The sequence below is a fragment of the Vibrio nigripulchritudo genome (assembly GCF_027924785.1).
GTDB lineage: Bacteria > Pseudomonadota > Gammaproteobacteria > Enterobacterales > Vibrionaceae > Vibrio > Vibrio nigripulchritudo.
On the sequence record NZ_AP027050.1, the window covers coordinates 114,590 to 140,617 of the forward strand.

At 45.3% G+C, this 26,028-nt stretch carries 25 protein-coding genes and 1 pseudogene; 12 read left to right on the forward strand and 14 right to left on the reverse strand.

The features are described 5' to 3' along the window. Positions 1-4: 4 nt before the first annotated feature. From QMG91_RS18835 to QMG91_RS18865, 7 genes and pseudogenes are all read right to left on the reverse strand, one after another. Complete coding sequence (locus tag QMG91_RS18835) at positions 5-694, reverse strand: hypothetical protein (protein WP_052703979.1); 690 nt, start codon at positions 692-694, stop codon at positions 5-7. A gap of 1 nt (position 695) precedes the next feature. Further along, positions 696-1,286, reverse strand: a pseudogene (locus QMG91_RS18840) (1-acyl-sn-glycerol-3-phosphate acyltransferase); the annotation flags it as partial. Between the two features lie 132 nt (positions 1,287-1,418). Continuing rightward, complete coding sequence (locus tag QMG91_RS18845) at positions 1,419-2,153, reverse strand: helix-turn-helix domain-containing protein (protein WP_004408087.1); 735 nt, start codon at positions 2,151-2,153, stop codon at positions 1,419-1,421. Between the two features lie 11 nt (positions 2,154-2,164). Next, positions 2,165-2,797 carry an HD domain-containing protein gene (locus tag QMG91_RS18850; protein ID WP_281831461.1) on the reverse strand — a complete coding sequence of 211 codons (633 nt, stop codon included), beginning with the start codon at positions 2,795-2,797 and terminating at the stop codon, positions 2,165-2,167. A gap of 365 nt (positions 2,798-3,162) precedes the next feature. Beyond that, the gene (locus tag QMG91_RS18855) at positions 3,163-4,005 is read right to left on the reverse strand and encodes a mechanosensitive ion channel family protein (RefSeq protein ID WP_004408096.1); all 843 of its coding nucleotides are present in this window, start codon (positions 4,003-4,005) and stop codon (positions 3,163-3,165) included. A 130-nt stretch (positions 4,006-4,135) separates the two neighbouring features. Further along, positions 4,136-5,002: a LysR family transcriptional regulator gene (locus tag QMG91_RS18860; RefSeq protein WP_281831462.1), complete on the reverse strand. Its 867-nt coding sequence runs from the start codon at positions 5,000-5,002 to the stop codon at positions 4,136-4,138. Positions 5,003-5,029: 27 nt separating this feature from the next. Then, positions 5,030-6,469, reverse strand: a complete 1,440-nt coding sequence (locus QMG91_RS18865) for an SLC13 family permease (protein ID WP_281831464.1) — start codon at positions 6,467-6,469, stop codon at positions 5,030-5,032. A gap of 343 nt (positions 6,470-6,812) precedes the next feature. Between QMG91_RS18865 and QMG91_RS18870 the strand changes: the two genes are divergently transcribed. Continuing rightward, on the forward strand, positions 6,813-7,340 hold the full coding sequence (locus tag QMG91_RS18870; protein WP_004405659.1) for an outer membrane beta-barrel protein: 528 nt from the start codon (positions 6,813-6,815) through the stop codon (positions 7,338-7,340). A 175-nt stretch (positions 7,341-7,515) separates the two neighbouring features. Here the strand turns inward: QMG91_RS18870 and QMG91_RS18875 are convergent, their stop codons facing one another. The 3 genes from QMG91_RS18875 to QMG91_RS18885 all read right to left on the reverse strand — a co-directional run bounded on the left by QMG91_RS18875 (position 7,516) and on the right by QMG91_RS18885 (position 11,104). Next, positions 7,516-8,958 carry a catalase gene (locus QMG91_RS18875; RefSeq protein WP_004405661.1) on the reverse strand — a complete coding sequence of 481 codons (1,443 nt, stop codon included), beginning with the start codon at positions 8,956-8,958 and terminating at the stop codon, positions 7,516-7,518. Between the two features lie 187 nt (positions 8,959-9,145). Next, on the reverse strand, positions 9,146-10,393 hold the full coding sequence (locus QMG91_RS18880) for a zinc-dependent metalloprotease family protein (RefSeq protein WP_022560612.1): 1,248 nt from the start codon (positions 10,391-10,393) through the stop codon (positions 9,146-9,148). A gap of 48 nt (positions 10,394-10,441) precedes the next feature. Then, positions 10,442-11,104, reverse strand: coding sequence for a hypothetical protein (locus QMG91_RS18885; RefSeq protein ID WP_281831467.1), 663 nt, complete (start codon positions 11,102-11,104; stop codon positions 10,442-10,444). A gap of 1,110 nt (positions 11,105-12,214) precedes the next feature. Here QMG91_RS18885 and QMG91_RS18890 point away from each other — a divergent pair. The 9 genes from QMG91_RS18890 (at position 12,215) to QMG91_RS18930 (ending at position 19,957) form a co-directional block, all read left to right on the forward strand. Then, positions 12,215-13,222, forward strand: a complete 1,008-nt coding sequence (locus QMG91_RS18890; RefSeq protein ID WP_281831469.1) for an ABC transporter substrate-binding protein — start codon at positions 12,215-12,217, stop codon at positions 13,220-13,222. Positions 13,223-13,269: 47 nt separating this feature from the next. Further along, positions 13,270-14,040, forward strand: a complete 771-nt coding sequence (locus QMG91_RS18895; protein ID WP_281831471.1) for an ABC transporter permease — start codon at positions 13,270-13,272, stop codon at positions 14,038-14,040. Further along, a complete protein-coding gene (locus QMG91_RS18900; protein WP_281831473.1) occupies positions 14,033-14,794 on the forward strand; it encodes an ABC transporter ATP-binding protein in 762 nt (253 codons plus the stop codon). The genes QMG91_RS18895 and QMG91_RS18900 overlap by 8 nt, the downstream gene beginning before the upstream one ends. Then, entirely contained in the window at positions 14,778-15,944 is a 1,167-nt protein-coding gene (locus tag QMG91_RS18905; RefSeq protein WP_281831474.1) for an NnrS family protein, read from the forward strand. The genes QMG91_RS18900 and QMG91_RS18905 overlap by 17 nt, the downstream gene beginning before the upstream one ends. Before the next feature lie 137 nt (positions 15,945-16,081). Next, positions 16,082-16,291 (forward strand): DUF3283 family protein, encoded by a 210-nt coding sequence (locus QMG91_RS18910; protein WP_004405674.1) that lies wholly within the window; start codon positions 16,082-16,084, stop codon positions 16,289-16,291. Between the two features lie 55 nt (positions 16,292-16,346). Continuing rightward, positions 16,347-17,063, forward strand: a complete 717-nt coding sequence (locus QMG91_RS18915) for a YebC/PmpR family DNA-binding transcriptional regulator (protein WP_022560619.1) — start codon at positions 16,347-16,349, stop codon at positions 17,061-17,063. A 116-nt stretch (positions 17,064-17,179) separates the two neighbouring features. Beyond that, complete coding sequence (locus tag QMG91_RS18920; RefSeq protein ID WP_281831475.1) at positions 17,180-18,055, forward strand: NAD(P)-dependent oxidoreductase; 876 nt, start codon at positions 17,180-17,182, stop codon at positions 18,053-18,055. Positions 18,056-18,302: 247 nt separating this feature from the next. Further along, entirely contained in the window at positions 18,303-18,878 is a 576-nt protein-coding gene (locus QMG91_RS18925; RefSeq protein ID WP_004405679.1) for a hypothetical protein, read from the forward strand. Then, positions 18,875-19,957: a rhomboid family intramembrane serine protease gene (locus QMG91_RS18930; protein WP_004405681.1), complete on the forward strand. Its 1,083-nt coding sequence runs from the start codon at positions 18,875-18,877 to the stop codon at positions 19,955-19,957. Before QMG91_RS18925 ends, QMG91_RS18930 begins: the two co-directional genes overlap by 4 nt. Positions 19,958-19,988: 31 nt before the next feature. Here the strand turns inward: QMG91_RS18930 and QMG91_RS18935 are convergent, their stop codons facing one another. Continuing rightward, positions 19,989-20,531 (reverse strand): nucleotidyltransferase family protein, encoded by a 543-nt coding sequence (locus QMG91_RS18935; RefSeq protein WP_281831476.1) that lies wholly within the window; start codon positions 20,529-20,531, stop codon positions 19,989-19,991. Positions 20,532-20,852: 321 nt separating this feature from the next. On the opposite strand from QMG91_RS18935, the gene QMG91_RS18940 reads away from it, so the two are divergent. Continuing rightward, entirely contained in the window at positions 20,853-21,482 is a 630-nt protein-coding gene (locus tag QMG91_RS18940; protein ID WP_281831477.1) for a LysE family translocator, read from the forward strand. Between the two features lie 68 nt (positions 21,483-21,550). Here the strand turns inward: QMG91_RS18940 and QMG91_RS18945 are convergent, their stop codons facing one another. The 3 genes from QMG91_RS18945 to cuyB form a co-directional block, all read right to left on the reverse strand. Further along, complete coding sequence (locus tag QMG91_RS18945) at positions 21,551-22,537, reverse strand: zinc-dependent alcohol dehydrogenase family protein (RefSeq protein ID WP_281831479.1); 987 nt, start codon at positions 22,535-22,537, stop codon at positions 21,551-21,553. A gap of 206 nt (positions 22,538-22,743) precedes the next feature. Further along, positions 22,744-23,991, reverse strand: coding sequence for a dicarboxylate/amino acid:cation symporter (locus QMG91_RS18950; protein ID WP_281831481.1), 1,248 nt, complete (start codon positions 23,989-23,991; stop codon positions 22,744-22,746). Between the two features lie 29 nt (positions 23,992-24,020). Continuing rightward, positions 24,021-24,716 carry a cysteate racemase gene (gene cuyB, locus QMG91_RS18955; RefSeq protein WP_022560625.1) on the reverse strand — a complete coding sequence of 232 codons (696 nt, stop codon included), beginning with the start codon at positions 24,714-24,716 and terminating at the stop codon, positions 24,021-24,023. A 111-nt stretch (positions 24,717-24,827) separates the two neighbouring features. Between cuyB and QMG91_RS18960 the strand changes: the two genes are divergently transcribed. Next, positions 24,828-25,709: a LysR family transcriptional regulator gene (locus QMG91_RS18960; protein ID WP_281832665.1), complete on the forward strand. Its 882-nt coding sequence runs from the start codon at positions 24,828-24,830 to the stop codon at positions 25,707-25,709. The last annotated feature ends 319 nt before the right edge of the window (positions 25,710-26,028 follow it).

Consider the following 26,028-nt stretch of genomic DNA (forward strand, 5'->3'; position numbering starts at 1 on the left):
AACTCTAAAAGGGCAGAATGACCCACAATGGTATCAGCGGTATCATTGGCCACATCATCAGTTTCCCAAGGTATAACGACCACTTAGACTGAAAACCGTTCTCGACATTAATGCCGTCGTTAATGAGTGTGTTGCTCTTCATTGCTTTGTTAAATGCCCAGTGAGAAAAGGTCACTTTCTCTCCTTTGCTGGTCGCAAACACCGGGTAATAAAGTTCACTCAGCTCGGGATGCCTGACCTTCACTTCCTCCAGAACAAGAATGCTTCCGCATGGAAGTGGGCGAACCTTCCTACCTTCTTGCCCATTAATAAATTCACTTTCATGCTCAAGTGAGAGGATGTTTGAACCCCACGGAGAGCTTGAATCTTCTACAATGGACCAGCCGCAAGATGCGATGAATCCGTTCCCTATCCAGGGGTAAAAGAGTTTGCTTTTGCCTTGGTTTAAGCTGAGTGTCAGCATTACCAGCAGTGTAGGAACGGTGATAACGGCTTTGGTTAAGTGACTAAACTGACGAATGGCAAAAATAAAGGTGATGGCAAATGGGATTGCAAAGGTAAAGCGACTGAATCCCTGATTCACCACGCCTGAAATCATAAACACAATGCTGATGGCAATGACCAGAGCCGACGCACGTTGGCTAAGTGGGTGCTTCAATCGGCTAGTTTTTGAGTGATCTGATGGTGTCGACATGTTATTGCTCCGCCAGTTGCTGAACGTGCTTTTGAAGGCTAATGCGATCGGTTGTGGCACCATCGACGATGTTACCGATTTTAATTTCCAGTTTTGACCAGAAACGTTTTGGCAAATGAGTAAATGCGTGACCACCTTTATGTGAAAAGAACGAACCCCAAAGCCCCTTTAATGCAATAGGTACAACGGGTACTGGGTTGGTTGAAAGAATCTGTTCGATACCAGGGCGAAACTCATTGATTGCTCCGTTTTTAGTGATGCGACCTTCAGGAAAAATGCACACTAGCTGACCCTGTTTGAGGGCGTTATCGATCTCGACAAACGCTTGGTTATAGGTTTTTTCACACTGCTTAGGAGAGCAGATAGGGATGACGCCAGCATGACGGAAAAAATGTTTAAGAATTGGAAGTTCGCTCAAGCTCTTATCCATTACAAAGCGAACCGGGCGATTCGCCAGCCCCATCAGAATTAAGGCATCGATATAACTCACATGGTTAGCAATCAGAAGCGCGGCACCGCTTTGTGGAATGTGCTGTTTACCCGTTACGCGAATACGGTAAAGTATGCGGCTGATGAAATAACTGATGACTCGAAGATGGGCGTGCATGTGAACCTCATTAGAAACTGTGTTTCGATGAGGTTAAATTGCCATGGCGATACTTTTTGATAAATAAAAAAGACTAAAGTTACATATTATGTAACTTTTGTATGCATGAAACGCGACTTAGCTTCTTTCGTATTCTTTAAACTCAGGCAAACTCCATTGGCGAAGTGCCACGATCATCGATGTACCGTGACGATCAGAAATCGCCAGATCACCATCGTCTCGGCAGGCTGAATAGAAATCTGCGATCAATTTTTCGATGCGCTTCTGGAGCTTCTTATTGGTCGGTAAAGACATAAGCCCGGTCGCCATGACCAGTTTTTCGTCTTCGCCAGAAAAGTGACTGCGGAAAAATTCGCTTTGCACCTGTTGCTGGAAGAAGCGTTGCATTGGACCGCCAGCTATCCATGAAAAGGTAGGGGACAGCTTTAATTTTACTCGGTTTTGAGGCAGTAACTCGATGATGTTCAGTTTGTCTAACTGTGCCAGCTTTTGGATCAGCTCGGGTTCAGAAAACGCATACTGCGCCATGATTTCTTCAAATCGATAACCGTTGACCACACACACAGCAACCAGCAGCAACCCTTTGTTTTCAACCAACTGTTTTTCCTGTTCGAACGTTAGCGCCGTGATTTCCTGAGTGGGGGAAGCGAGCTTAAACAGTTCCGCCATCTCCATCCCCATCAGTTCGCAGATAACGTTTAAACGCTCAAGGCTAATTTGATTTCCGCTGGCAAGGAGACGTTTCACCGACCCTTCCGTCAGGTTCAGTTCTCTGGCGATATCAACGTATTTGATACCGGACAATTTGAGCTGACGTTTGAGTTCGTCGACAACTTTGCTGGTTTCAGACATGGTTTCTCGCTTTATGCTTCGGTTGCCAGTTGTTCAAGATAGGCTTTCATAAATTCCACCCGATGTTTGGCTTCTTTTATCGCTGCTGGGGTGTTCATGGTGTCTGCAATTTTGAAAAGCTTGGTTTGAAAGTGATCGATGGTGAATCGCTTGTCATCCAAAGGTCGATGTTCTGCAAACATATCATTTGGATCATAAAGGTCGGCGTTGAATGTAGCGCTAACCTGAATTGTGCGCGTGACGCCTATCGCGCCCAGAGAATCCAGCCGATCAGCATCTTGTACAACCTTTGCTTCGAGCGTTTCAGGTTTTACTCCGGCACTAAAGCTGTGCGCCATAATGGCATGGTGAATGGCGGGTAGGTACTGGTCGGGATAATTGATTGTACCAAGAAATTGGCAGGCTTTATCGGCTGCGATCTGCGCGCTTAAATGGCGTTCTGGATGATCTTTTGGGTAGGTAAAACAATCATGAAGGTAAGCCGCGGGAAGCACCACATTTAAATCGGCACCCTCACTTTCTGCCAGCGCTTTGGCTGTGTTCACGACCCGAAAAATATGGTTTAAGTCGTGGGCAGCGTCGGTCACCATCTCTTGTTTGATAAATTCGATAAATGCGTCTTCACAACCTAAGCCCGGATTCATAACTTTCTACCTGATTGAATTGGTGGAAGTATTGTATACCCAAGTGACCTCAAAATGCAGGATTCAGAGCTTCATATATTGTTTCAGTTCAAGGAAAAGAATGCAGTGGAATGATACGTCCTTTCCAAATTCTTTGACGATGAAATGGGACAATATATGAGCTCCCAAGGGCGAGTTTAACTGGCTTTCATACTGCGTTACCAATTCTCGATTTAGACACACTAGATCTTCAAATTGGTGTCTTGTCTGAAAGCCATTTAATTCTCGCTGAACTGGGCATTTTGAGGTTACTTGGGTATACGAGTTACTTGACATACAACAACGCCAGCAAAATGCTGGCGTATAGAGAACGGGATAAAAGCGATTTAAGACGCTTGCTTGCCCGGGAATTGATGGATATGAACATCGCGCTGAGGGAACGGAATGGTAATGCCTTGCTCGTCGAAGGCAATCTTAACGCGCTCGTACAGGCTGAAATACACCGGCCAGTAGTCGTCAGATTTTACCCACGCCCAAACCAACATGCCGACATGGCTGTCGCCGTGTTGGCTAACGTGAACCAGTGGTTCTGGATCGCTAAGAACCAAATCATAGTCATCCAGTACTTTCATCAGAACTTCACGCGCTTTACGAACATCATCACCGTAGCTGATACCAAATTCGATATCGACACGACGGTTTTCTTCGCAGAACAGGTTTTTCACTGTGCCATTGGAAAGCATCCCGTTTGGAATGATGATTTTCTGGTTGTCGTAAGTGACTAAAACCGTCACAAAGATTTGAATATCAACCACTTTACCCATGTGCCCCTGCGCTTCGATAACGTCACCGATCTTGAAAGGCTTGAAGAACAGGATGAGCACACCGCCAGCAAAGTTAGATAAGCTGCCCTGAAGAGCCATACCCACAGCAAGACCAGCAGCACCCAGCATCGCAATGAAGGACGTGGTTTCCACACCAATCATCGATGCCACTGAAATGATCAGCAGTATTTTAAGAATGACTGAAGCGAGAGAGCATAAGAAGCTGCGAAGGCCTTGCTCTAAGCGAACACGTTCAAGAGCAACATCAATCCCTTTCGTGACTTTACCAATCAGCCACCAGCCGATAACCAGGACCAGAAATGCCAGTACCAGCTTAGGTCCAAAAGTCAGAACCAGCTCTAACCCTTTTTCGTAGATTTGCTCCAACGAGATATTTTCCATCATAAATATGACTCCTTTTAAAAAACCTCTGAAGTATAGGCTAGACCATATGCGTAAGTTCTTCCCATTGTTGAGAAAATAGCGCTAGAGCCTGTGCAGAAGCTCTCAATTGGAGTCATTCAGGAGCGAGGATTCAGGTGATTGCACCTATCAGAGACTGGATAAGAGGGTCGTTTTGACGAGTATTTAAACATACAAACATGGTGCGCAATCGGAGAGGAATATCACAAATGACTTTCAGATTGTCGTCGTCGGGTTCTGCTGTCCCTTTTTCCTGATGAATCAGACCGATACCTAACCCTCCCGCAATAAGTGTGCGGGTCACTTTTTCTCTGTCGACACTGATTAGTTTACTGGGGCGAAAACCGTGTTCTTCAAACAGGGCTTCGGCAGCTTTGCCACAACAGGTTTCAGCTCCGGGGTAAATCCAAGGCAAGTGTTGCAGTGACGACCAGTCGACCGGAACGGGAATGTCCGGCAGGTGTGGTGATGTCGCGAGCAGCAGGCGAGTTTTGGTTAAAGTGACTGAATAGAATTCTTCTGGCGTCTGCCCTATATCGTTGTATATGCCAGCATCCAGGCTGCCATTTTTGATACCGCGAACGATATCGGCATTAGGGAGTTGCTGGAGTTTGATTTCAACGTCTGGAAAACGCTCTGCAACATACATGATGAGTTTGCCAAGAGTATCTGGGGGAGTGTGGCTACTGGCTCCGACATTGACGATACCTGCAATTTGTCCCTGAATTTTGCGCGCTTCTTCCAGCAGATCCTGATGGGCTTTCAAGGTTTGTTCTGCCTTGATCAGGATACGCTGCCCATCCAACGTTAGCCGCATGCCCTGAGGCGTACGTTCAAACAAAGTCAGGCTGAGTGAGGACTCCAGAGCCTTAATATGTGCGCTCACCGCTGGCTGGCTTAAAAACAAACGTTCTGAAGCGCGGGTAATGCTGCCTTCCTGAGCCACGGCGACAAAGGTTCTGAGTTGATGATTGTCCACCTGATTTCTCCCTGTAATCCACTCTTATCAGAGTAGACCAATAACCTGCCACCACAGCAAATCTAAGGGCAACAGTAGCACCAATGTAATAACAAATAATGAAACGCACAGTTTACTGATGGAAGAAACCGGCAGTTTACCCATCTGCATTGCGGTCACAATGGGCGGAGCCTGATACGGCAACAGGATATTGGAATAGGCAAAAACCTGAGTCATTAAAACTGTCATCACAGGCAGACCCGTCGATGTCGCCAGGTCACCCGCAATAGGCGTCATCACCGCTGGCACACCTGGCAAGCTGGTGGTAATGGCGACCACAGATGAAATAAACGTAAGCGAGACAACACTCTTTAACTGCTCATCCGGAGAAAACGAAACGCTTTCTCCCAATGACTGAATTAAGGTTTCGCCCAGCCCGGACTGAGAAATCACCGCCCCAAGTCCTATGATGCCAGCGACAAAAAACAGCGAGTTGTAGTTGAGATCAGCCTGAAAGCTGTTTTTCGCCGTCAGATTAAAGAATGGGCAAAGACACAGAATGGCGCCTGCAAGACCAATCCATCCCGGAGAAATGTGGTGAATACTATCGGTTAACCAAAAGGCAAGGCATCCAAAGATAATGGCAGCCAACAGCTTTTCATTTCCGGATACGGGCTCTCTTTCTTCCTGCTCCTGCTGGATGTATTTGGGATCATCTGACGGGAAAATTTTGAGAATTAGCCAAACCAATACAACCCCTTTTAAAGCACCTAAAACCGGGAAGTGAATGATGAGGTAATCCCAGTAGGAGAGCTGGATATCAAGCAAGTTTTCCGTCATACCCGCCAGAATCATATTGGGCGCATTGGCCGGCAGAATAGTAAATGCAGGGAGCCAGGTACCAAAAGCGGTGGCAGTAATAATACCGATTTGACCTTTTGAGTCGGCGGCGTAACCCATTTTATCCGTCAGTGCCATCATGATGGGAAGCAGTAGCGCGATACGCCCCATGGAAGAGGGCATAATGAAAGACAGGGCAATGCCGAACGCAACGATTCGCCAAATCATGGTGGAGTATTGGTTGCCCAGCGCTGATGCCAGTATTTTCGCGATCCGTTTACCAAGCCCTGTGTGTTTGAATGATGCTCCCAGAACCAACCCAGCGAAAAGTAGCCAGAACGTAGACGACTGAAAACCTGATAAAACAGCGGAAGCAGGAGCAAGATCCGCAACAATTGCAATCAGGAAGAAAGCCAGCGCTGTCCAGTATTCAGGTACAACCACTGTTGCCCACATACCAATGCACAGAACGGTAAGGGCCGCCACCGAGGCTAAATGAACACTTTGAAATTGAGCAACCAGTACGCCAGTGAAGATGCTCAGTATCGTAATGAGAAGGGCAACCCGGCGCTTCTTGTCGGGTTGGCTGGCGGATCCATTTTTGGGTGAATCATTGGGCTTTAAAGCGGAGGAGCTGGGCTGAGTCATTGAGCGGTCACCTCGATTTTGGGTTTAAGATCATCATGTCTTAGAGTCATTATGCAATTATGTTATCAACTCAAGTTACAGAAATTCCAATCAAATATTCTGAATTCGGGTCTCAGATTTGCTGAGGTACTGATTCTGAATCGAGAGTATTGTCTGTAATCGAAAGCGCTGACACTTTGACTAAGTGCTAGGTTGAGAAAGATGGGTTGCAGAGATGGAGATCGGAGGCTAGACCTAGATCGCAATCCACCCAGTTTTAACGCAAAAATTGTGAGGCTGAGTCAGGATTTTAGTATGGTGACAGCGCAGCATTGGACTCGGCTAGGAAAACGGAAGTAAGAAAATGAAAAAATCGCGTGTTGGTTTATTTTTGGTGACAGCTTTGCTGTCTGGGCTTGCGAGCGCGCAGGATTTCAACCGCTTAGAAGGTTGGAGCCTAGGCGCAGGCTATTCAGAAACAGATTATGATAAATCGTTGGGCGGCTTTGATACCGCTTCAGAGGGTGGAACAGGCTTTCGCCTGGAAACAACCTACAACTTTAACGGTTTTGCTGGCTTAAAAGCATCGTATGAATCGAACAGAGAAGAGGATTTAAAAGGGCATACTTTGAAGCTGGGCGGTGAGCTTGGTTATTCGTATGTTTTCTCTGACGGATCCTTCATTAAACCTTATCTTGAAGCTGGCTACGCGAATCACCGTATTCAAGCTCATGGCGCTAATGAAAAAGTGAGCGAGTCCGCCGCTTATTATGGTGCCGGGATTCGCTTTTCCACGAACTACGGATTTTACGTCGACTTTGGTGCCGACAGAAGCAAGATGGACGACGTCAACCTGACTCAGTTTAGCGCGACCTTGGGAATGAAGTTCTGATTTGGTGTGAGTAGAACCCAAACAGCCTGACTATGTCAGGCTGTTTTTGTTTAGAAAAAGATAAAAAAATCTTCTTGACTGAAAAGGCTGAAAAATTCACGTTCGTTCATGGTTCTTCTCCTTAATATCCGGCATTAAGAGTATGGTGCTCTGAATGCCGGTTTTGGTTTTAAGATCAGGACTGGTTTGCTTTATGTATGGCGGCTTCTAGCCCTCTTCCGTAGTCCTGGTCGGCTTGATACGCGTGGTCGATATGGCGTTGCTGGATAAATTCCGGAACTCCTTTGATAGAGCGCGCGGTGTTTTCAAACAAACGCTGCTGTTCATCTTTACTCATGATGCGGAACAGGTTACCTGCCTGGCTAAAGTAATCCTGATCGACGCGGTGGTCATAGTGATCAGCATCGCCAGAAATACGCAACGGTGGCTCAGAAAAGTCCGGCTGTTCTTCCCACTCACGTTTGTAGTTGGGTTCATAACCAATGGTTGATCCAAAGTTGCCGTCGACTCTCATTGCGCCGTCTCGGTGGTAACTGTGTACTGGGCAGCGCGGTGCATTCACGGGTATCTGGTGGTGATTGACCCCTAAACGGTAGCGTTGAGCATCGCCGTAAGAAAACAGTCTGCCTTGCAGCATCTTATCTGGTGAGAATCCAATACCAGGGACGATTGCAGCTGGGTTAAATGCCGACTGTTCTACTTCTGCAAAGTAATTGTCCGGATTACGGTTCAGCTCCAGTTCTCCCACTTCAATAAGTGGATAGTCTTTGTGAGACCAGACTCGCGTTAAGTCGAACGGGTTGAAGTTCACCTCGTCGGCTTCCATTTCTGGCATGACCTGAATGTACAGGGTCCATTTTGGGAAATTCTGATCTTCGATGTTGTCATAAAGGTCACGATGATGACTTTCCCTGTCGTCAGCAATCAGCTTTCCGGCTTCCCCGTCAGTCAGGTTTTTGATGCCTTGCTGAGTTTTGAAGTGGAACTTCACCCAGAAACGCTCGTTATCTGCATTGATCATGCTAAACGTATGGCTGCCGTACCCGTTCATATGGCGATAACTAACTGGAATACCTCTATCACTCATCACGATAGTGACTTGGTGAAAGGCTTCAGGCAGTGAGGTCCAAAAATCCCAGTTATTAACCGCACTTCGCATATTTGTGCGTGGGTCTCTTTTTACAGCATGGTTAAGATCGGGGAATTTCAGAGGATCGCGTAGGAAGAAAACAGGGGTGTTGTTACCCACCAGATCCCAGTTGCCTTCTTCGGTGTAGAACTTTATCGCAAAACCGCGAATATCACGTTCTGCATCGGCAGCGCCTCGTTCACCTGCTACCGTTGTAAACCGGGTAAATAGCTCGGTCTTTTTACCAATTTCAGAGAACAGTTTCGCTCGGGTATATTGGGTAATATCGTGCGTAACGGTGAAAGTGCCGTAAGCCCCAGAACCCTTGGCGTGCATTCGCCTTTCCGGGATGACTTCACGGTCAAAATGGGCAAGCTTTTCCAAGAACCAGACATCTTGCAGCAGTTGTGGACCACGAGGTCCCGCAGTCATTACATTTTGGTTATGGGCGACAGGGCAACCTGCAGCAGTCGTTAATTTTTTACTCATAATCAAATTCCTTCCAGACAAAACAGCAAACATTGCGACAACCTAACTGGACAACTGTGGTAGCTAGATTGTTTTTACAGATTAATATCTGCCTTTTGAAAGGTAAAATCGATTATAATTATATTATCAATAGTCAGAGCTGATTAAAAAGGCAGCACTAATAGGCTGCCTTGTCTGTTTCTATTGGTTACTTCAAAGTCAGAGTAGCGTTTTTAACAACACCTACATCATTACGGAAGTGATCGGTAACCTGAAGTTTCCACTGACCAGTAACATCTACGCCCTGCATATCTTGCAAAGTGAAGGTCACATTGAATTTTTTGCCACGGTCACTTCGGTTTGCTTTCTTAAGCACCCAGTAGGCATTGTCTGGAGCAATCAATCTTACTGAAATATCACCGATGAACTCGTGTTCAATATCAAGCGCAATCGTAGGTTCCGTGACTTCACCAGTGTAAGAAACCTCAAGCGGTATCTCTATTTGCGTGTGATCCGGAACGGCAACAGGCGATTCAAGACTGAATACATTCTTCGTTTCCTGTGGTTCTTTTGGTTCAACAGGGTCGGTCGTGTCTGTGCCACCGTCTTTGCTCTGGTAGATGTTGGCAATTTTCGGCGCTGTCAGACCAATGGCACGTGTGGCGTTGGACTTATCTTTAACACCACAAGCCTGATCGCCACACTGTGTCTCTGGGTTAGAGAACGTGTAAGAGCGGTTGTAAACATTGAATAAGAAGCCATAAGCCATGGTTGTTGCGAACTTACCGTTCACACCATAACCGTACGCGTCTTTTTCCGTACCATTTTGTGTATGTGGTGGAACCGTGTATTGTTCACGAGCGTGATTAATACCAAAGTTATGACCCAGCTCGTGGATAAAGGTATCGTCTCCACATTCGTTCAGATAAGAATGGCTGTACATCTGGCTTTTCACCCAAGACGTATTGCTTGCATCCCATCGAAATGCAGGAACTACCCAAGCCAGACCACAGCTTAAGCTGATGGTGTTGCCTTCTCTTACGTAATCCGGTGAGTTTTTGACATCCAGGTTACGGAAGAGCGCGACCATGTCGGCGCCTTTCTCTTTCCTAACCTGCTCGATATCACTGAAAATGGCATCTTGTTTGTAGCTTGGAGTGATGGCGTCTAGTGCTGCTTCCTGATTAAGTCTTCTGCCTGGAGCCGAGTCGTAGTTGTATTCTTTGGTGCCAACAAGGTTTACTTTGACATCCAACCCACTCTTTTTAAGGATTTGGTTACCAACATTGAAACGGTGTTGGATCTGGGTGATATGCTCGGTTTTGTTTTGTTCCGTTGCGAACCAGTCTGAAGTGGCTTTTGTATAAACGCCCAGAATGTCGATATTCGTTGTTGCGTATACAGAAGGCGCAACAAGGCTCGACGTAATAACCGCCGCTAATAACGTTTTATTCATTTTTTATCCTAATATTTAATCGTATTTATTTTTATTTGATCTGCATTATTAATAATCGTAACCGTGGCTGTCGGGTACTTCATATATCCATGCAGTTCTCCCTCTTCCTTCAATTTTAATTGAGCCACTAGGGTGACCAATAAAACCTAAAATTGAAGAGCTTCCAAAAGTGAAGGTCACAGGATAGCTTTGATCGTCAATAGTGAAATTGCCTGACCAAGTCCGGATGCCCTCATTTTGAAATTCATTGGACTCCACCTCTATATCGATATTTGAATCGTCGGGTAAATTCAGTGTTAGCTTGTCGCCGAGATTTAGTGCTTTAAACTCAGGAACATTAGAAAATTCAATGGCTTTTATGGCTTCAATTGCAGAGCTTTTAGGCTTGATTTTATCCAGAGTGTCACTTGGGTTAATGTCTACCCAAACTTCTTCCACATGCCTGGGTTCTCGCCATTTCTTCTCTTTTTCGTCGGTATATAGAGCCAGTTCATCAACTTCAGGGTTGGGTGAACGATGAACAGGCACAGCAACTTTTTGTTGCAGGTTGACTTCTTTTGTTGCCACGTCTTTGATTATTACCGCATGTGTTTCTTGGGGTTTACTGGTGTGTTCATCAGCTAATGAATTCTCTTTATCAATATTGTTGAAAAGAAATAAAGACAATGGAATAACTAACCCTGTTGCAATAACTATGGGTTTTATTTTCATAAAGATCTCCCTACCCATAAGTTATTTACAGGCATATTTTGATATATATATATTGAATACATTAAGTATTATATTTTACTAAAGTAGAATATATTCACGGATAGATAGGCTTGTGCACCTATAGCATCTCTATCTTTATCCATTGATATAGATTAATTAGTGAATTTTGAAAATAGTGAAATATTAATCCCAACAAAAAAATGTCCCCTACTGGAATGCGGAATATTTTATAAAAGATGCTTTTTACTCACAATAGAAGGATTTATATCTCGTATCTGATACTTGCATATAATCTATTTTTATGTGCGTAGGTTAGAATCTTAGCTCTTATTTCCCTACATCCATTGATATACATTACTTGTGACTTTAATTGATATTTTTGACATTAGCGGTTTGACGAAATACCCGAGTTCGGTAGCATATAAGTCGTTGTCTTCTCTTACATACCAAACGTAATAAACTCCTGTTTATCTTTAACTTATTGTAAATAAAGATTTAATTTTTAAGTCTAGTAGGATTCGTTTCGAGCGTTTTTTAGAGCTTTGACTCTAATTTCATTTGGTTCCAGATAAAGAGAGAAAACATGGCAGAGGTCTTAATTTTCCTAAAATTGGCATTTTTCAATGTGATCGCACTTCAATTAATATCAAGAAATAAATTAATGTTATTTTGATTTTAAAATAAGAAAAACCTTAAGCAATCGATTGGTTTTTAAGTAATTGATATTTTTGTTATGTTATATAGTAACTATTATTTTTTAGTTTTATATATAATGGAAATAAATTTATCCATTACATACTTTTCATGAATGAAAAGTTGTTATGAAATAACGTATCAAACATCAAATAAAATTTCTAAATGCCGTAAGTACCTGTCAGGCGTTTTCAACCTCAATCCCTTACCCAGAACTCAGATTGATTATTATCAAGTACTCCTTCGTAACTCATAAATTAGGATGAGAATTATTCTCATTTGATGTGTATTGGCAAACCCAAGGCTTTTACGACTCAATGGCGAAGCTTTCACTGGAAGGCAACAAGGTGTTTGTTGAAGCGCCAAAACGGAGTGTCTATATGGCTGTTGCTGCCAATTTTTAAGGAGAAAAAATCAATGAATACAACAAGACGAGCGTTTTTACGCCATTGTGGCCTGGCGGGCGCGGCGGCGGTGGGAACCAGCCTGATTCCGGCAATGGCATTTGCGAAGGAAAGTCAAAAGCGAAAGCAGCTCACCATGTACGGTCCTCCTGTTGGTCCTTCGGTCACATTAGCGCATTCCGCAGAAACGAATGCGGTTTCTGGTCTGATAGAGCAACTGAATTTTGAAACCTACAGAAACCCCGATGTACTCAGAACCAATTTTGTTGCGGGTCGCTGGGAGCTTGCGGGAACGCCAAGTTACGTCGCTGCCAACCTATACAACAAAGGCGTGAAAGTTCGCCTTATGAACATCATGACCTGGGGACTTCTCTATGTGATTTCGGTTGATGAGAACATCAAGTCTATTGAGGCACTGAAAGGACAGGACATTGTCATGCCATTTAAAGCTGATATGCCGGATCTGGTATTCCAGCATATTGCGAAAGAAAAAGGCATGAAGGCGGGCAAAGACTATCGCCTTAACTACGTTGGTTCTCCCTTTGAAGGTCTGCAACTCTTACTGTCTGGTCGGGCTAAACATGCCGTTCTACCCGAGCCTGCTGCCACAGCAGCTCTACTTAAAGGGCTGAAATCCGGAACGAAAACAACCCGTGTTATTGATCTGCAAAGCGCATGGGGAGAAGTGACTGGCGGACCCACGCGAATTCCTCAGGCAGGGATGATGGTTTCAGACACGCTTCTAGATGAAATGCCGGATCTACCTGATCGCCTGAACGCCGCTCTAACCCGATCAACTGACTGGGTGGTAAACAACCCTACCAGCGCCGGTCGATTGGGCGAAAGTTATATGACACTAAAAGCCCCAATCATTGAGCGCTCTATTCCATTCTGTAATTTCGGTCTGGATAAAGCAAAAGACATTCAGCAGGAAATTGAGAGTTTCTACTCCATTCTCGCAGAGTCTAATCCTGCAATCATTGGTGGAAAGTTGCCTCCTGATGACTTCTATTTGGGTTAAGTCGTTGGTTTGTTAGTTCGTTCATACAGTAAGAGGTGTCGTTCCCAATGCAATGGCTGAGACAAGCCTGTCATTATCTCTGGAGTGGGTTTGGCGCTCTGGCCAGCATACTGGTCTTTTTTGCTCTGTGGGATTTTGGAAATCAGGTGTACGGCGATTTTATTCTGCCCTCACCACAGGCTTCTCTGGAAAAGCTGTTTGAATTGTTTCAGCAAGAAATGGCGACAGAATATCTATGGGTGACGACTTACCGAGCCTTGATAGGGTTTGGTATTTCTATTGTTGTCGGAAGCCTGCTGGGTACACTGTCAGGGCTGTCTGCCACACTCTCCATGGCGGTGAGACCTTTAGCCACCATTCTGATTGGCATTCCCCCCATAGCCTGGATAGTACTGGCGCTTTTGTGGTTCGGTGCAGGTGACAGCACGCCTATATTTACCGTTACCGTCACCACTTTGCCCATCACATTTGCCGCTGGCGTTCAGGGGGCAAGAACGCTGGATCCCAGGCTGAATGAAATGGCTCAAAGCTTTGGCGCATCACGCTGGATGATTTTCTACGATGTTCACCTTCCTCACATACTCTCTTATCTGTTTCCGTCGTGGGTAACTGCATTAGGCACTTCATGGAAAGTGGTCGTCATGGCAGAGCTATTATCCAGCAATACAGGTGTAGGGGCAGGTCTTGCGGCAGCTCGGGTGAACATTGATACGCCCGCGACAATGGCATGGATAGTCGCGATTGTGACGGTCTTACTGATTGCAGAATACGCGGTGTTTGAACCTTGTAAACGACGCATGGAGAGGTGGCGTGAATAAAGACAAACGGCTTTCTATTCGTAACCTCAGTCATTCCTTCGATAACAGGCAAGTGCTTGAGGAAATCAGTTTCGATCTTGAAAAGGGACAGGTCATGGCGATTGTGGGTCGTTCAGGCTGTGGCAAGTCGACTCTGCTTAATCTGATATCCGGCCTTTTACAGCCAGACCAAGGCAAAATCGATAACAGCTTCCAAACCACTTCCATTCTGTTTCAGGACACCCGTTTACTGCCCTGGAAAAACACCAGAGACAATATTGGCTGGGGTTTGAAAGCCAAAGGGATGAGAAAGAGTCTACGCAATCAGGCAGCTCTCAAACTGGCACTGGAAGTGGGGCTGAAGCAGGAGGACCTAAACAAATACCCTCATGAGCTCAGCGGAGGTATGAGGCAAAGAGTCGCTATGGCTCGCTCCTTTGCTGTAAGACCAGAACTGCTTCTTCTTGATGAGCCCTTTAGTGCTCTGGATATTGGTTTGAAAGAGGATCTGTATTCACTCTTAATTTCCGAAATCGAACAAAGGAAGCTAACCGTGCTGTTCATTACTCATGATCTCATGGAAGCGATAAAACTGGCAGACCGTATTTTGGTGCTCAGTGATAACCCCGGTCGTCAGGTTTATACCTACGAATGCCACCTTCCCCGCACAGAGCGTGATCAGGATTACCTCTATGCAAATGCCATGAATCTGATGAAAACAGAGGAAGTTAAGTTGGCGTTCCAGACTGGGAGAGAAGATGAGAAATCTTTTTAACAGCAGAGTTCCGCTGTATGCATGTGGCTTTCGCCCTTTCTTTCTACTGGCAACCAGCTACACACTTCTGCTGATGTTGCATGCGGTTGTGGGTGCTTCACCATCGCCCAATGTCTGGTATATGCATGAACTGATTTTTGGTATCGGAACTGCCGTAATAGCTGGCTTTCTTTTAACGGCTTTTCCAGCTTGGACCGACACCGAACGTGTTACAGGAAGGCGTTTGATTATACTGGTGGCTTTGTGGGTGTCAGCAAGAGTGCTCGGCTGGATATCACCAATGATAGGTGTGCTTCCAATGCAACTGATGAATGTTGCCTTCTCTTTGCTGTTGCTGTCCGTTCTGATTCGTCCGATTCTCGATAACAGGCAGGCTCGCCATCGTATATTTTACTATTATCTGGCTTTGTATTTTTCAGGTGCACCTGTCAGCTATTTCTTCTGGATTGAAGACAATCTGGACCTGACAAGACAATGGCTCATCGCATCGGGCGGTGTTTTTGTCATATTGATGATGATTGTGTTCAGCCGCATGTCTATGGTTGTTGTTAATCACGCGCTGGAAAGGTTTGACATGACGGATCAGCGTCATCTGGCAAGACCGCCGAGAAGAAACTTTGCCATCGGAACCATTGTTCTCTTTCTTGCTGTCGATTTATGGATGCCGGAAAGTTCCGTCTCTGGTTGGTTAGCACTTGCCTGCACTTGTGCGGTTCTAAATATTCTGAACGACTGGCATCTCCCCAAAGCGTGGCGCGATCCCTATTATCAGGCGGGTTACGCATTTTACTTTTTGGTTGCCACAGGGTTTGGAATCACAGGCATTAGCAATATCTGGGGTGTATCAAATAACGGGTCGGCGCTTCTTATCCTGTTTGCAGAAACCGCTGCAATTGCGGTTCTCGTTATCATGCTTGTCGTGGGACAGAAGCATACTGGTTACCCTCTTCAGTATTCGCTTTCAATACGACTGATGCTAGTCGCAATGCCTTTGGCTGCAACTCTCCAATTAGGTCAGGTTTTTTATGTAACTTCACACAAAGCCCCGCATGCTCTGCCTGTGATTTTAATTGCACTTTGCTTCACTTTTTACCTCGTATCCTTCTGGAGCAAGCTCACGCGAATCAGAGTGGATGGAAAGAGTGGGTAGAAAAATAAGCGGATTTCATTCCAAGCCATACTTGATTCCTGTCACTTTTCTTTTTGATTTCGCCTGTAACTCTCTACCCTCATGGGCTGGCTGTGTTATATTCTTGCTCTTTCTAACTATCGATGCAGGGCACAGTGATGTCGTTTAACCTTTCACTTCTTCCATCTGAAGAAAAAAATGCCGTAGAAATCGACAAGCAAGCTTCGTTTTTAGTGTGGAAGATCAAACAAGCTCAGGCGGGACCAGAAGTACTGACCGAGCACAAAGCCACACTGAGGCTAGAGTCGGAAATTGAATTATTCGAGCAGTCGGTAGAAAAGTATAAAAGAGTCATGGGTGTGGCTTAATTAAACACCCAAGTAATACCAACTTGTACCAAATTGAACTAGAGAGAACACCCCGATGGGAAGAAGTTTTGAAGTGCGTAAAGCCTCAATGGCGAAAACTGCAGGCGCAAAAATTAAAGTTTATTCCAAGTACGGTAAAGAAATTTACATGTGTGCGAAGAACGGTGGTTCAGACCCGGATATGAACCTGTCGCTTAAGCACCTGATTGCTAAAGCGAAAAAAGACCAGGTTCCAGCGCACGTTATCGATAAAGCACTAGACAAAGCAAATGGCGGCGGCGGTGAAGATTACCAGCCAGCACGTTACGAAGGCTTTGGTCCTGGCGGCACAAGCGTCATCGTGGACTGCCTGACAGATAATGGCAACCGTACTTTCCAGGACGTTCGCCAGTGCTTTGTTAAAACGGGTGCAAAAATCGGTGTAGAAGGTTCTGTTTCTCACATGTTCGAACATCAGGCAGTATTCCAGTTCAAAGGCGAAGACGATGAAATCATCTTGGAAACGCTGATGATGGATGATGTAGATGTGACAGACGTTGAGCTGGAAGACGGTGTGATTACAGTTTTTGCTCCACATACTGAGTTCTTCAAAACGAAAACGGCATTGAGCGGTGCATTCCCAGATCTGACTCTGGATGTGGAAGAAATCACTTTCGTTCCTCAAACTCATACGCCAGTTGCAGGCGAAGATGCCGAGAAGTTCCAGAAGTTCCTGGACATGCTAGACGATTGCGATGACGTTCAGCAGGTTTACCACAACGCTGAGCTGTAAGCTTTACATTGACAGAAAAGCCGAGCCAAAGTGCTCGGTTTTTTTATATCTGTTCATTGGTTACATCAGTATTTACGTGCATTATAAGTGACATACGCTAAGCAAGGAGAATAACAATGAAAGTGAGTTTTATCGGATTAGGCGTCATGGGGTTCCCAATGGCAGGTCACTTGGTCAAGGCGGGGTTTGACGTTACCGTTTTTAATCGCACTTTTAGTAAAGCGCAGCTCTGGCAGGAAACATACAAAGGCAACATTGCTGAAACGGTGGCTGATTGTGTGAAAGATGCTGACGTTGTTCTTACTTGTGTAGGGAATGATGACGATGTTCGAAGCATGACGACTAGCGAATCGGGTGCGTTGGCGTTTATGAAAAAAGGTGCGATTCTGGTGGATCACACCACTACGTCGGCTCAGCTTGCTGAAGAACTTGAACTGGCCGCCAAAGAGGCTGGGATAGAGTTTATGGATGCGCCTGTTTCTGGTGGTCAGGCTGGCGCTGAAAATGGCGTGCTGACTATCATGTGCGGCGGCGAACAATCCCTGTTCGATAAACTCCAGCCTGTTTTTGAAGCGTATGGAAAATCGTCAGTTCTGATGGGGAACGTCGGTCAGGGTCAGCGAGCGAAAATGGTGAATCAGATCTGTATTGCTGGTGTACTGAATGGTCTTTCAGAAGGTCTGCTTTTGGCAGAGAAATCGGGGTTAGATGTACCTACTTTGGTGAACTGCCTGAAAAATGGTGCAGCTGGCTCCTGGCAGATGGAAAACCGCGCAGAAACCATGGCGCAGGACAAATACGATTTCGGATTTGCCATCGACTGGATGATCAAAGATTTAGGCTTCTGTCTGGACGAAGCAACGGCAAAAGGGTTGGCATTGCCGATGACAGAGAAAACTATCAATGCTTACAAAGCCTTGTCGGCATCAGGCGAAGGGCGAATGGATACCTCTGTGCTGCTCAAAGCAGTTCGTAGCGAAGCTGAAAAATAAGATACTCTTAGTGGCACGAAGCTCGTGCCACACGTTTTCTTTCTTAAACCAAATCAACCAAATCTTTCCGTGATTTTTATCGCATTGTTTCACTTCTGCGAGACCGCTCCATTTCTTTTGAAAATTCCTCGTTTTATTTCAATTTTTATTAGATACGTCACTTAACAATAGAATTTATGCGCTCAGTTGCGTTTCTGAGCATGGGGAGATTTCCTCATTAGAAAGAAAAAGAGTAAAGGACGTTGTTTTGAAACTTAAAGAGCAGTTGGATAACAAAGAGCTAAAAAGCTCAGGCTTTTGGCTCAATCAGGTGTTTATGATTGTGTCGACCATAGTGGGTGTATACCTGGCCGCGCAAAGTGGTCTACAACAGGCGCTGACCTTCGATACCTACAGTAAAATGGAAGACAATTATTATCTCAGAATGTCATTACACGACGAGTTGTCGGACAACACTCGTGATTTGCAGGCATACATAAAAGACTATCTGATGCGTAATGCGCCCGCGCAGGAACTGAAAGACAACCGCCCGGATATGAGTAAATACATCTGGGAAACCATGAAATACAACCCAACCACATTAGAAACGCCGAATGAGATCCTCACTTCTGCACGCCGCTTTTATTCTCAAACGGACGATCTTCTTAACCGCGCTTTAGCCCGTCGGCTGGGTGCGAATTACGCGGGGCAGCAGTTGCAAATCATTGTCGATGATATGCAGCAAAATACGTTGCCTTACATCGCCGCCAGTGCTGATCAGCTCAAGAAAGAGCTGTCAAAAAATGGTGTAGAAATTGGTGCGATTAAGGGAGATAAATCATGAGTAAGAAGTGTCCAGCGTGTGATAACGCCTACCTGAAAGCCACGCAATACGAAGGTGAAGAAATTGATGTTTGCTTAGAGTGTGGTGGTCTTTGGTTCGAGAAAAATGAAGTTAACCGGCTTATTGAAGAAGTAAATGATGGTCCTGTTGGCGAATGCTATACCGAGCACTTTGGAGAAGAGCTCGGCGTTTCAGAGTATCAGTGCCCAGATTGTGAAAAGCCGATGGAACGTCATCACCTTCTAAAAAGCTACCAACATGAAATTGATGTCTGTCGACACTGTGACGGAAGCTGGATAGACAAAGATGAGCTGGAAGCGGTTGAGCGTAGCCCAGAGCTTAGAAAGGTGCTTGGCGACCTCAATCAGAAAATCAGCTGGAAAACTTACCTGTTCCAGTTTTTAACCCAAATGCCTGTGGAATATAACCTCAAGCCTAAGACCACACCGTGGTGTAACTGGATAATCATAGCGCTTAACTGCATCATCTTTTCGCTTTATGCCTTCAGCTATGAAACGACCGACTGGGTGATTGAGCATCTCGCCATGACACCAGCGGACATTCTGGCAGGTCGGGAGCTTTGGACGCTGGTTACTGCTACCTTCCTGCATGGGGATCTTATGCATCTGGCGGGTAACATGTACTTCCTGTATGTAGTTGGCGACAACATTGAAGATGCCGTCGGGCATAAGAAGTATCTGGCATTGTACTTCTTCTGTGGTATTGCTGCGTCTCTTGTCAGTTTCTTCAGCAATATGCACGGTTTGATCCCTTCTGTTGGCGCAAGTGGCGCGATTGCCGGGTTCTTCGCGATTTATCTGCTGTGGTTCCGTCATGCGAGCCTGACGTTTATGATTGTGGTTTTCCAGAAGAAGATTTCGCCCGTGTTGTTCTTTATCATCTGGTTAGGTTTCAACTTGTTCGGCATGATCATGGCAAATCAGGGCGTCGATTACGCTGCGCATCTGGGTGGGTTCTTTGCCGGGTTGCTGGTGGCATACTGGATGAAAGAGAAAGTGCTGGAAGCCAATCCGATGATCAATTTGCTGGCGCATGATGCGGTAAAAATTCAGCGATAATCATTGATATGAAATGAGCAAGAGGTCGGGATCAGTCCCGACCTTTTTGTTTTTGGATAACACTCAGCTTTGACCAGTTTTTTAACCAATGTTTGCTGGCGACACGTTGTTCAAAAACAGTCTGACATCGCTTAGGGTTGTGAGTGATATGGAGGTTAAACAGAGATTCGAACCCAAAAGCAGAGGTAAATTCGAAGCTATCATCCGACGCTAAACGAACGCCTACTGCTGTTTCTTTTTCTGGCCAATAACCCATGGCATCTATGGTGTTGGAATAGGGCTGGTCGCCATTTCTCACGTGCATGTAAGCCTGATTTCGTACCTGCCAGTTAAGATAGGGTATGGTCTCTTTTAGTATGCGCTCATACTCCAAATATCGCTCTTCGGCTTCTTCTGGAGCAAAATAAATCACATCTACATCGTTAAGCGGTGTGCTCTCTTCCCGGCTATGCAGTTGGTCCCAGACTAAATTCCTCAAGAAACCCGCAGCCAGATAACATTGGGGAAGGTTAAGCCTGGCAACCGTTTCCAGCGCCTGCTTGCGAATATTATCCTGCAATAACCACTGTGTCATTTGTTCTGCTTGAGAAAACGTAGGAGGCATAACTGTGTGTCAGGGTTCAGAAACGGAGGTAACAGCATTTTGTATCAACATCAGGAAATAGGCAAAGAGGCTCTGAAATTCTTTGCCCAAAACGGCAATTGGTGTGATGATAAATTCATCAATTTAAATGGAATTAGCCATGAATACGTTATGTCACATCGGCTGTAATCGCTGCCCACCTCGCTCTTAAACACCTCTGATTTTATCTGTGTCTCAAATTGTATTTGAGCACGTGTGTGTTTGTGCCCGCTGATCTTCTGATTCGCGGGTAGCGTTCCTCAGGAGCAAAATATGACGATTGATACTTTAATGGTGTTTGCTGGCATTGTATTTTTGCTGGCGATAGTACCCGGTCCCAATGCTTTATTGATTCTTTACACCTCTGTTTCGTTCGGGCGGCGATTTGCGCTCACCAATATTCTTGGTTTTGCCGTTGCGTTTCTTATTCATGCTTATGTGTCGGCAAAAGGGCTTAGCCTTTTGCTTTCTCAATCCGCCATGGCATTCAGTATCTTTAAATGGGTAGGGGTGATTTATCTGATTTGGCTTGGTATTTCGAACATCAGAAACGGTATTCGAATGGCTAAAATCAATGTTAATACTGCCGAAGTCCACCAAAAAACCACCATTGGCGGCAGCTTTATCAGAGGATTTCTCACCAATATGCTGAACCCGAAAATAGTGATGTTTTATCTGTCTATTTTTCCTCAGTTTGTCGATCCTCAGCATCTTATGCAGCAAAGCTTGTTGCTTGGAATGGTGCAGGCGTTAGTCGTGGGAAGTTGGTTTGTTTTGGTGATTTTCTTTGCCACTCGGTTAAAAAGCTGGTTGTCAGCACCCACTACTTCACGTTGGTTAAATTATGTAAGCGGCAGTCTGTTTATTGGCTTTGGTGCTTCATTAACTAACGCCAGAATGTAGTTTGGTTAACGGAACCTAATCAATCGACTGCCCAAAAGGGCAGTCGAATTCGGATAATAGGTTTCCCGTTATATTTCAACGACCACTTTTCCCATCGCCTGACGACTTGCCAGACGATCATGCGCCTGACCGATTTGTGAGAGAGTAAAGTTGATTTCATCCAGCACTGGCGTCAGTTCTCCGGCTTCTGCAATGTTGGCAAGTTCTGTAAGAACTTCCCCATGAACCTGACGACCAACGTTGTGGATCATAGGGATAAGCATAAACACCACATGCAAAGATAAACCTTTCATATGCGCGACAGACAAATCCTGTTCCACTAAAGAAACCGTTGTAGCTATTTGACCATTGAGCTTCGCGGCATCCATAGAAGGTGCAATGTTTTCGCCTCCAACGGAATCATAGACCACATCGAAGCCTTCTCCGTCGGTATATTGGGTCACGTAATCGGCAACGGATTCGGTTTTGTAATTAATAGGTGTTGCGCCTAACTGCTCTATTAAATCGACTTGCTTACCACCAGAACATGTCGCGTATACCTCTGCACCGAGGTGTTTTGCCAGTTGAATAGCGATATGACCAACACCACCCGCACCGCCATGAACCAGTACTTTCTGTCCTTTTGTCGTCCCAGCACGTTTTAAGCCTTCGTATGCTGTGATGCCGACCAGTGGCAATGCGGCAGCCTGCTTCATTGAAAGGTTCTTTGGCTTGTGAGCGATAAGGTTGGCATCTGCCAGCATGAATTCCGCAAGACTACCCTGTAGATCTCCCAAGCCACCTGCACAACCGTAGATCTCATCACCCACATTAAACTGACTGACCCCTTCACCTACGGCCTCAACGGTGCCTGCGAAATCCATCCCTAAAACGGCAGGTGTTTTTGGTGAAAAAGGCAATGCTTCACCCATTTCTCGAATCATCATATCGACAGTATTGACGCTGGATGCAGCGATACGTACCAGTACCTGACCGGATTTCACTTCAGGTTTGTCAATTTCAGCTTCTTGAAATACGTCGCTAGCGCCAAACTCATTTATTATCATCGCTTTCATAACTGTCGCCTTTGGTTGAATGTGTAAAAACACAGCCAGTATAGGTTTCACAGTGAATAAGATAAGATGGCAATAAATTGAATGAGTTTTTAGTTTTTGTAGATAATCGACGTCAAACAGGTTTAATTGTTCGACTAATCAAAAAAGCCAACCGGGGAGCGGTTGGCAAACTTCAGGTTACGAAACCTAAAGGTTAAGGGAAAGGTTTAGTTATTGTAGACAGACGTATCCAACCCTTTTTCGCTGCGACTTATGAGAACCGATACCATAAGGTCGCCACACACGTTTACACTGGTTCTCGCCATATCCAGAATTCTGTCGATACCCGCGACAATCGCCAGCCCTTCCAGTGGCAACCCTACCGTGGATAGCACCAGTGAAAGCATGATTAACCCTGCACCCGGAACGCCCGCGGTTCCTATCGACGCCAGTGTAGAAGTCATGATGATCATTAGGTAATCCTGCATCTCGAGATTAACGCCAAACACCTGCGCAATGAATATCGCCGCGACGCCTTGGTAGATAGCGGTTCCGTCCATATTGATGGTTGCACCAAGGGGTAAAACGAAGCTTGATATTTCTCGGGAAACACCCAATTCCTCATGCGCTGTGCGAATGGTGACAGGTAAGGTGCCTGAGCTGCTGGTGGTGGTAAACGCGACTGCCGCAGGGTTAGCCAGAGCTTTCAGATACTGAATTGGGCTCAGCCTGCCCGCCAATTTCAAAATGCCTGAATACACCACCAATACCTGAATGATGCAGCACAAATACACCAGGAAAATCACCTTAATCAGTGGAAGCAAGATGTCTAAACCGTATTGCCCGGCAACCACAGCGATAAGCGCGAAAATCCCGTAGGGAGCAAAGCTCATCACTATGGTTGTGAGCTTGTACATGGCTTCTGCCAGCCCTTCAAATACCCGAATAGCTGGCTTAGCTTTTTCACCGCTTAAAGAGAGCGCAATACCCAGACCAATAGCAAAAAAGATGGTTTGTAAAATGTTGCCTGACGCCAGTGCGCTGATTGGGTTTTTGGGTACCAGATTGATTAAGGTATCAATGAAAGAAGGTTGTGACTTTGCCGTTTCCTGAGCAGCGGAAAGGCTCATCTCCAGACCTGTTCCCGGGGAAACCAGCAAAGAAGCCACAAGCCCGATACTGATGGCAAGAGCGGTGGTCAGCAGATAAATGCCTACCGATTTTGCAGCAATCCTCCCCATTTTCTGGGTATCGCTTATAGCTGTAACGCCAACGACGAGGGAGCAAAACACCAAAGGGATGATGAGCATTTTAATGGCATTCAGAAAGAGATCACCAATGGGCTTGAGCAGCACGGCATCGGGTCCGGCGAAGACACCAACAACAATACCAATGAGCATCCCAATAAAGATTTTCTTCCAGAGTGAAATCCCGTTTTCCGGGGACGAAACGTCCATTTTATTTAATCTATCCATAGTTGATTCCAATTCGGTTAACAGTGGCGCTATGCCGGTGACTTAGCCCATAAAACACACTTCTGGGCTAAAATTCCTAAAGAGTCCAAGCATCTCTCCGGTGCTTTTTGTTCAATCTTTTCTAAGGCAACTGGGATCTCGGTGCACCCAAAAATAACGGCGTCTGCACCGTGCTTCACCATGTCATCAAAAACAGGTTCAATGATGTTGGTCGCGATATTAAGATCGCCGGCCTTTACGGCTTTAATTCCCTCCATGACAGAGGCTTGCTGCAATTGACCCGGCACGATCGCTTTGATGCCATGTTGCTCTAATGCAGACTGATACAAGTTGGTTTGAATGGTGGCGTCTGTGGCAAGTATGCCAACGCACTGATACTCGCGAGAGACAGCCTGTTCCACAACGCTTTCAATAATGCTGATGGTGTGAACTCGCTTGCCGCGAGTCAGCCTCTCATACCAGTGGTGAGCGGTATTACAGGGAATCACGATGCAAGTCGCCCCTGCTTTAAGAAGTTCTCCAAAACCATGGTTTAACGCAGCAAAAGGATCGGAGCCTAAACCCATCAGATAATTTGTGCGATCAGGGACTTGTGGCACATTCCTAATAAGCATAGGTATGTGTTCCTGATCGAATTGGGCAGGTGTTTTCATAATCACCTTTTTCATAAACTCGGCGGTGGCTAGTGGTCCCATACCGCCCAGAACTCCAATTATCTTTTCCATTTAGGGTGTACTTCATCAGTGAGCATGTTGTTAATTTAAGGTATGGAAATGCGTTTGATAAATGCTAATATCCTTAACATCATGCAAGAAATGCATAATGTGATGAGACTTATGAACATCGAAAGTAAATGGCTGGAAGACTTCCTGACACTGGCTGAATGCCGGAGTTTTTCTAAGGCTGCGCAGCAGCGAAACATGACACAACCAGCGTTCAGCAGAAGAATTCAGTCGTTAGAAGATGCTCTGGGTGTCCAACTGATTGACAGAAGTAAAGTCCCCATTGATCTCACGCCAAGTGGCAGTGTTTTCCGTACGTCTGCCCGCAACCTGCTTAGCCAGATGACAGACTCGGTTGACCAGTTGAAAGGCATATCCCGACTGGAGGGTAACGTCGTTAAAATTGCGGGTGCGCATTCGCTCGCAAGCAGCTTAATTCCCCAAATTCATAGGTTAGAGAGTGGCAGAAATGCAAAGCCAGTGCTCAGTGTAGAATCCATAGATGTTGACCGGGCAATTGAGGCGCTGCAGCAAGGAGAATGTGATGTATTGCTGGCGTTTGACGATGAGCGATTGCGACTGCCACCTTACATGTCGCTGAAAGTAGGGGATACCAAACTATTGCCTGTTTCAGCTTGTGATGAACAAGGCAACCCGATATTCAGTCTTTCTGATGAGGAACCGACGCCTTATCTTGCCTATAGCATCAATTCCTATATGGGAAGGCAAGTGGAAAAGGTTCGTGCGAACATCAACTTACACGTTGTATTCACTTCTTCCATGACGGATCTACTGAAAATTCACGTACTGGACGGAGCGGGAATCGCCTGGCTACCAGACTATGCCATTCAGCAAGAGATAAAAGAGAACAAGCTAACAGTGCTCGATTCCGAATCACTGGCTCTGCCTATTTCGTTCTATGCGTATCGCTATCAGGCACGGTTACACAAAGCGGGTGAGCAAATTTGGCAAGGTTTGCGGCAGCTTGCAGAATAACGGTTCAAATAATTGATCCATTATTATCATTATGTTGCTTTATTTTTCAGATAAATATCACAAAAGAAATTAGCTTAATATTATTTAAACATCATTTAATTAGTAATTGATGTTTAAATTAATTGGAGTGCTGTGCGATATATGATGTTCACTTCAAAGTTAATGTAAGATTAAATTAATTTAAATAATAACAATGTGTTATTTATTTGTGAAATAAAGAAAAATAAATTTGACTTTACTCACATTTAAAAAATAGCACTCAGTATATTAAGTGAAAACTTATATTTAATTTAACTATTGATTTTATTAACTTTAATTT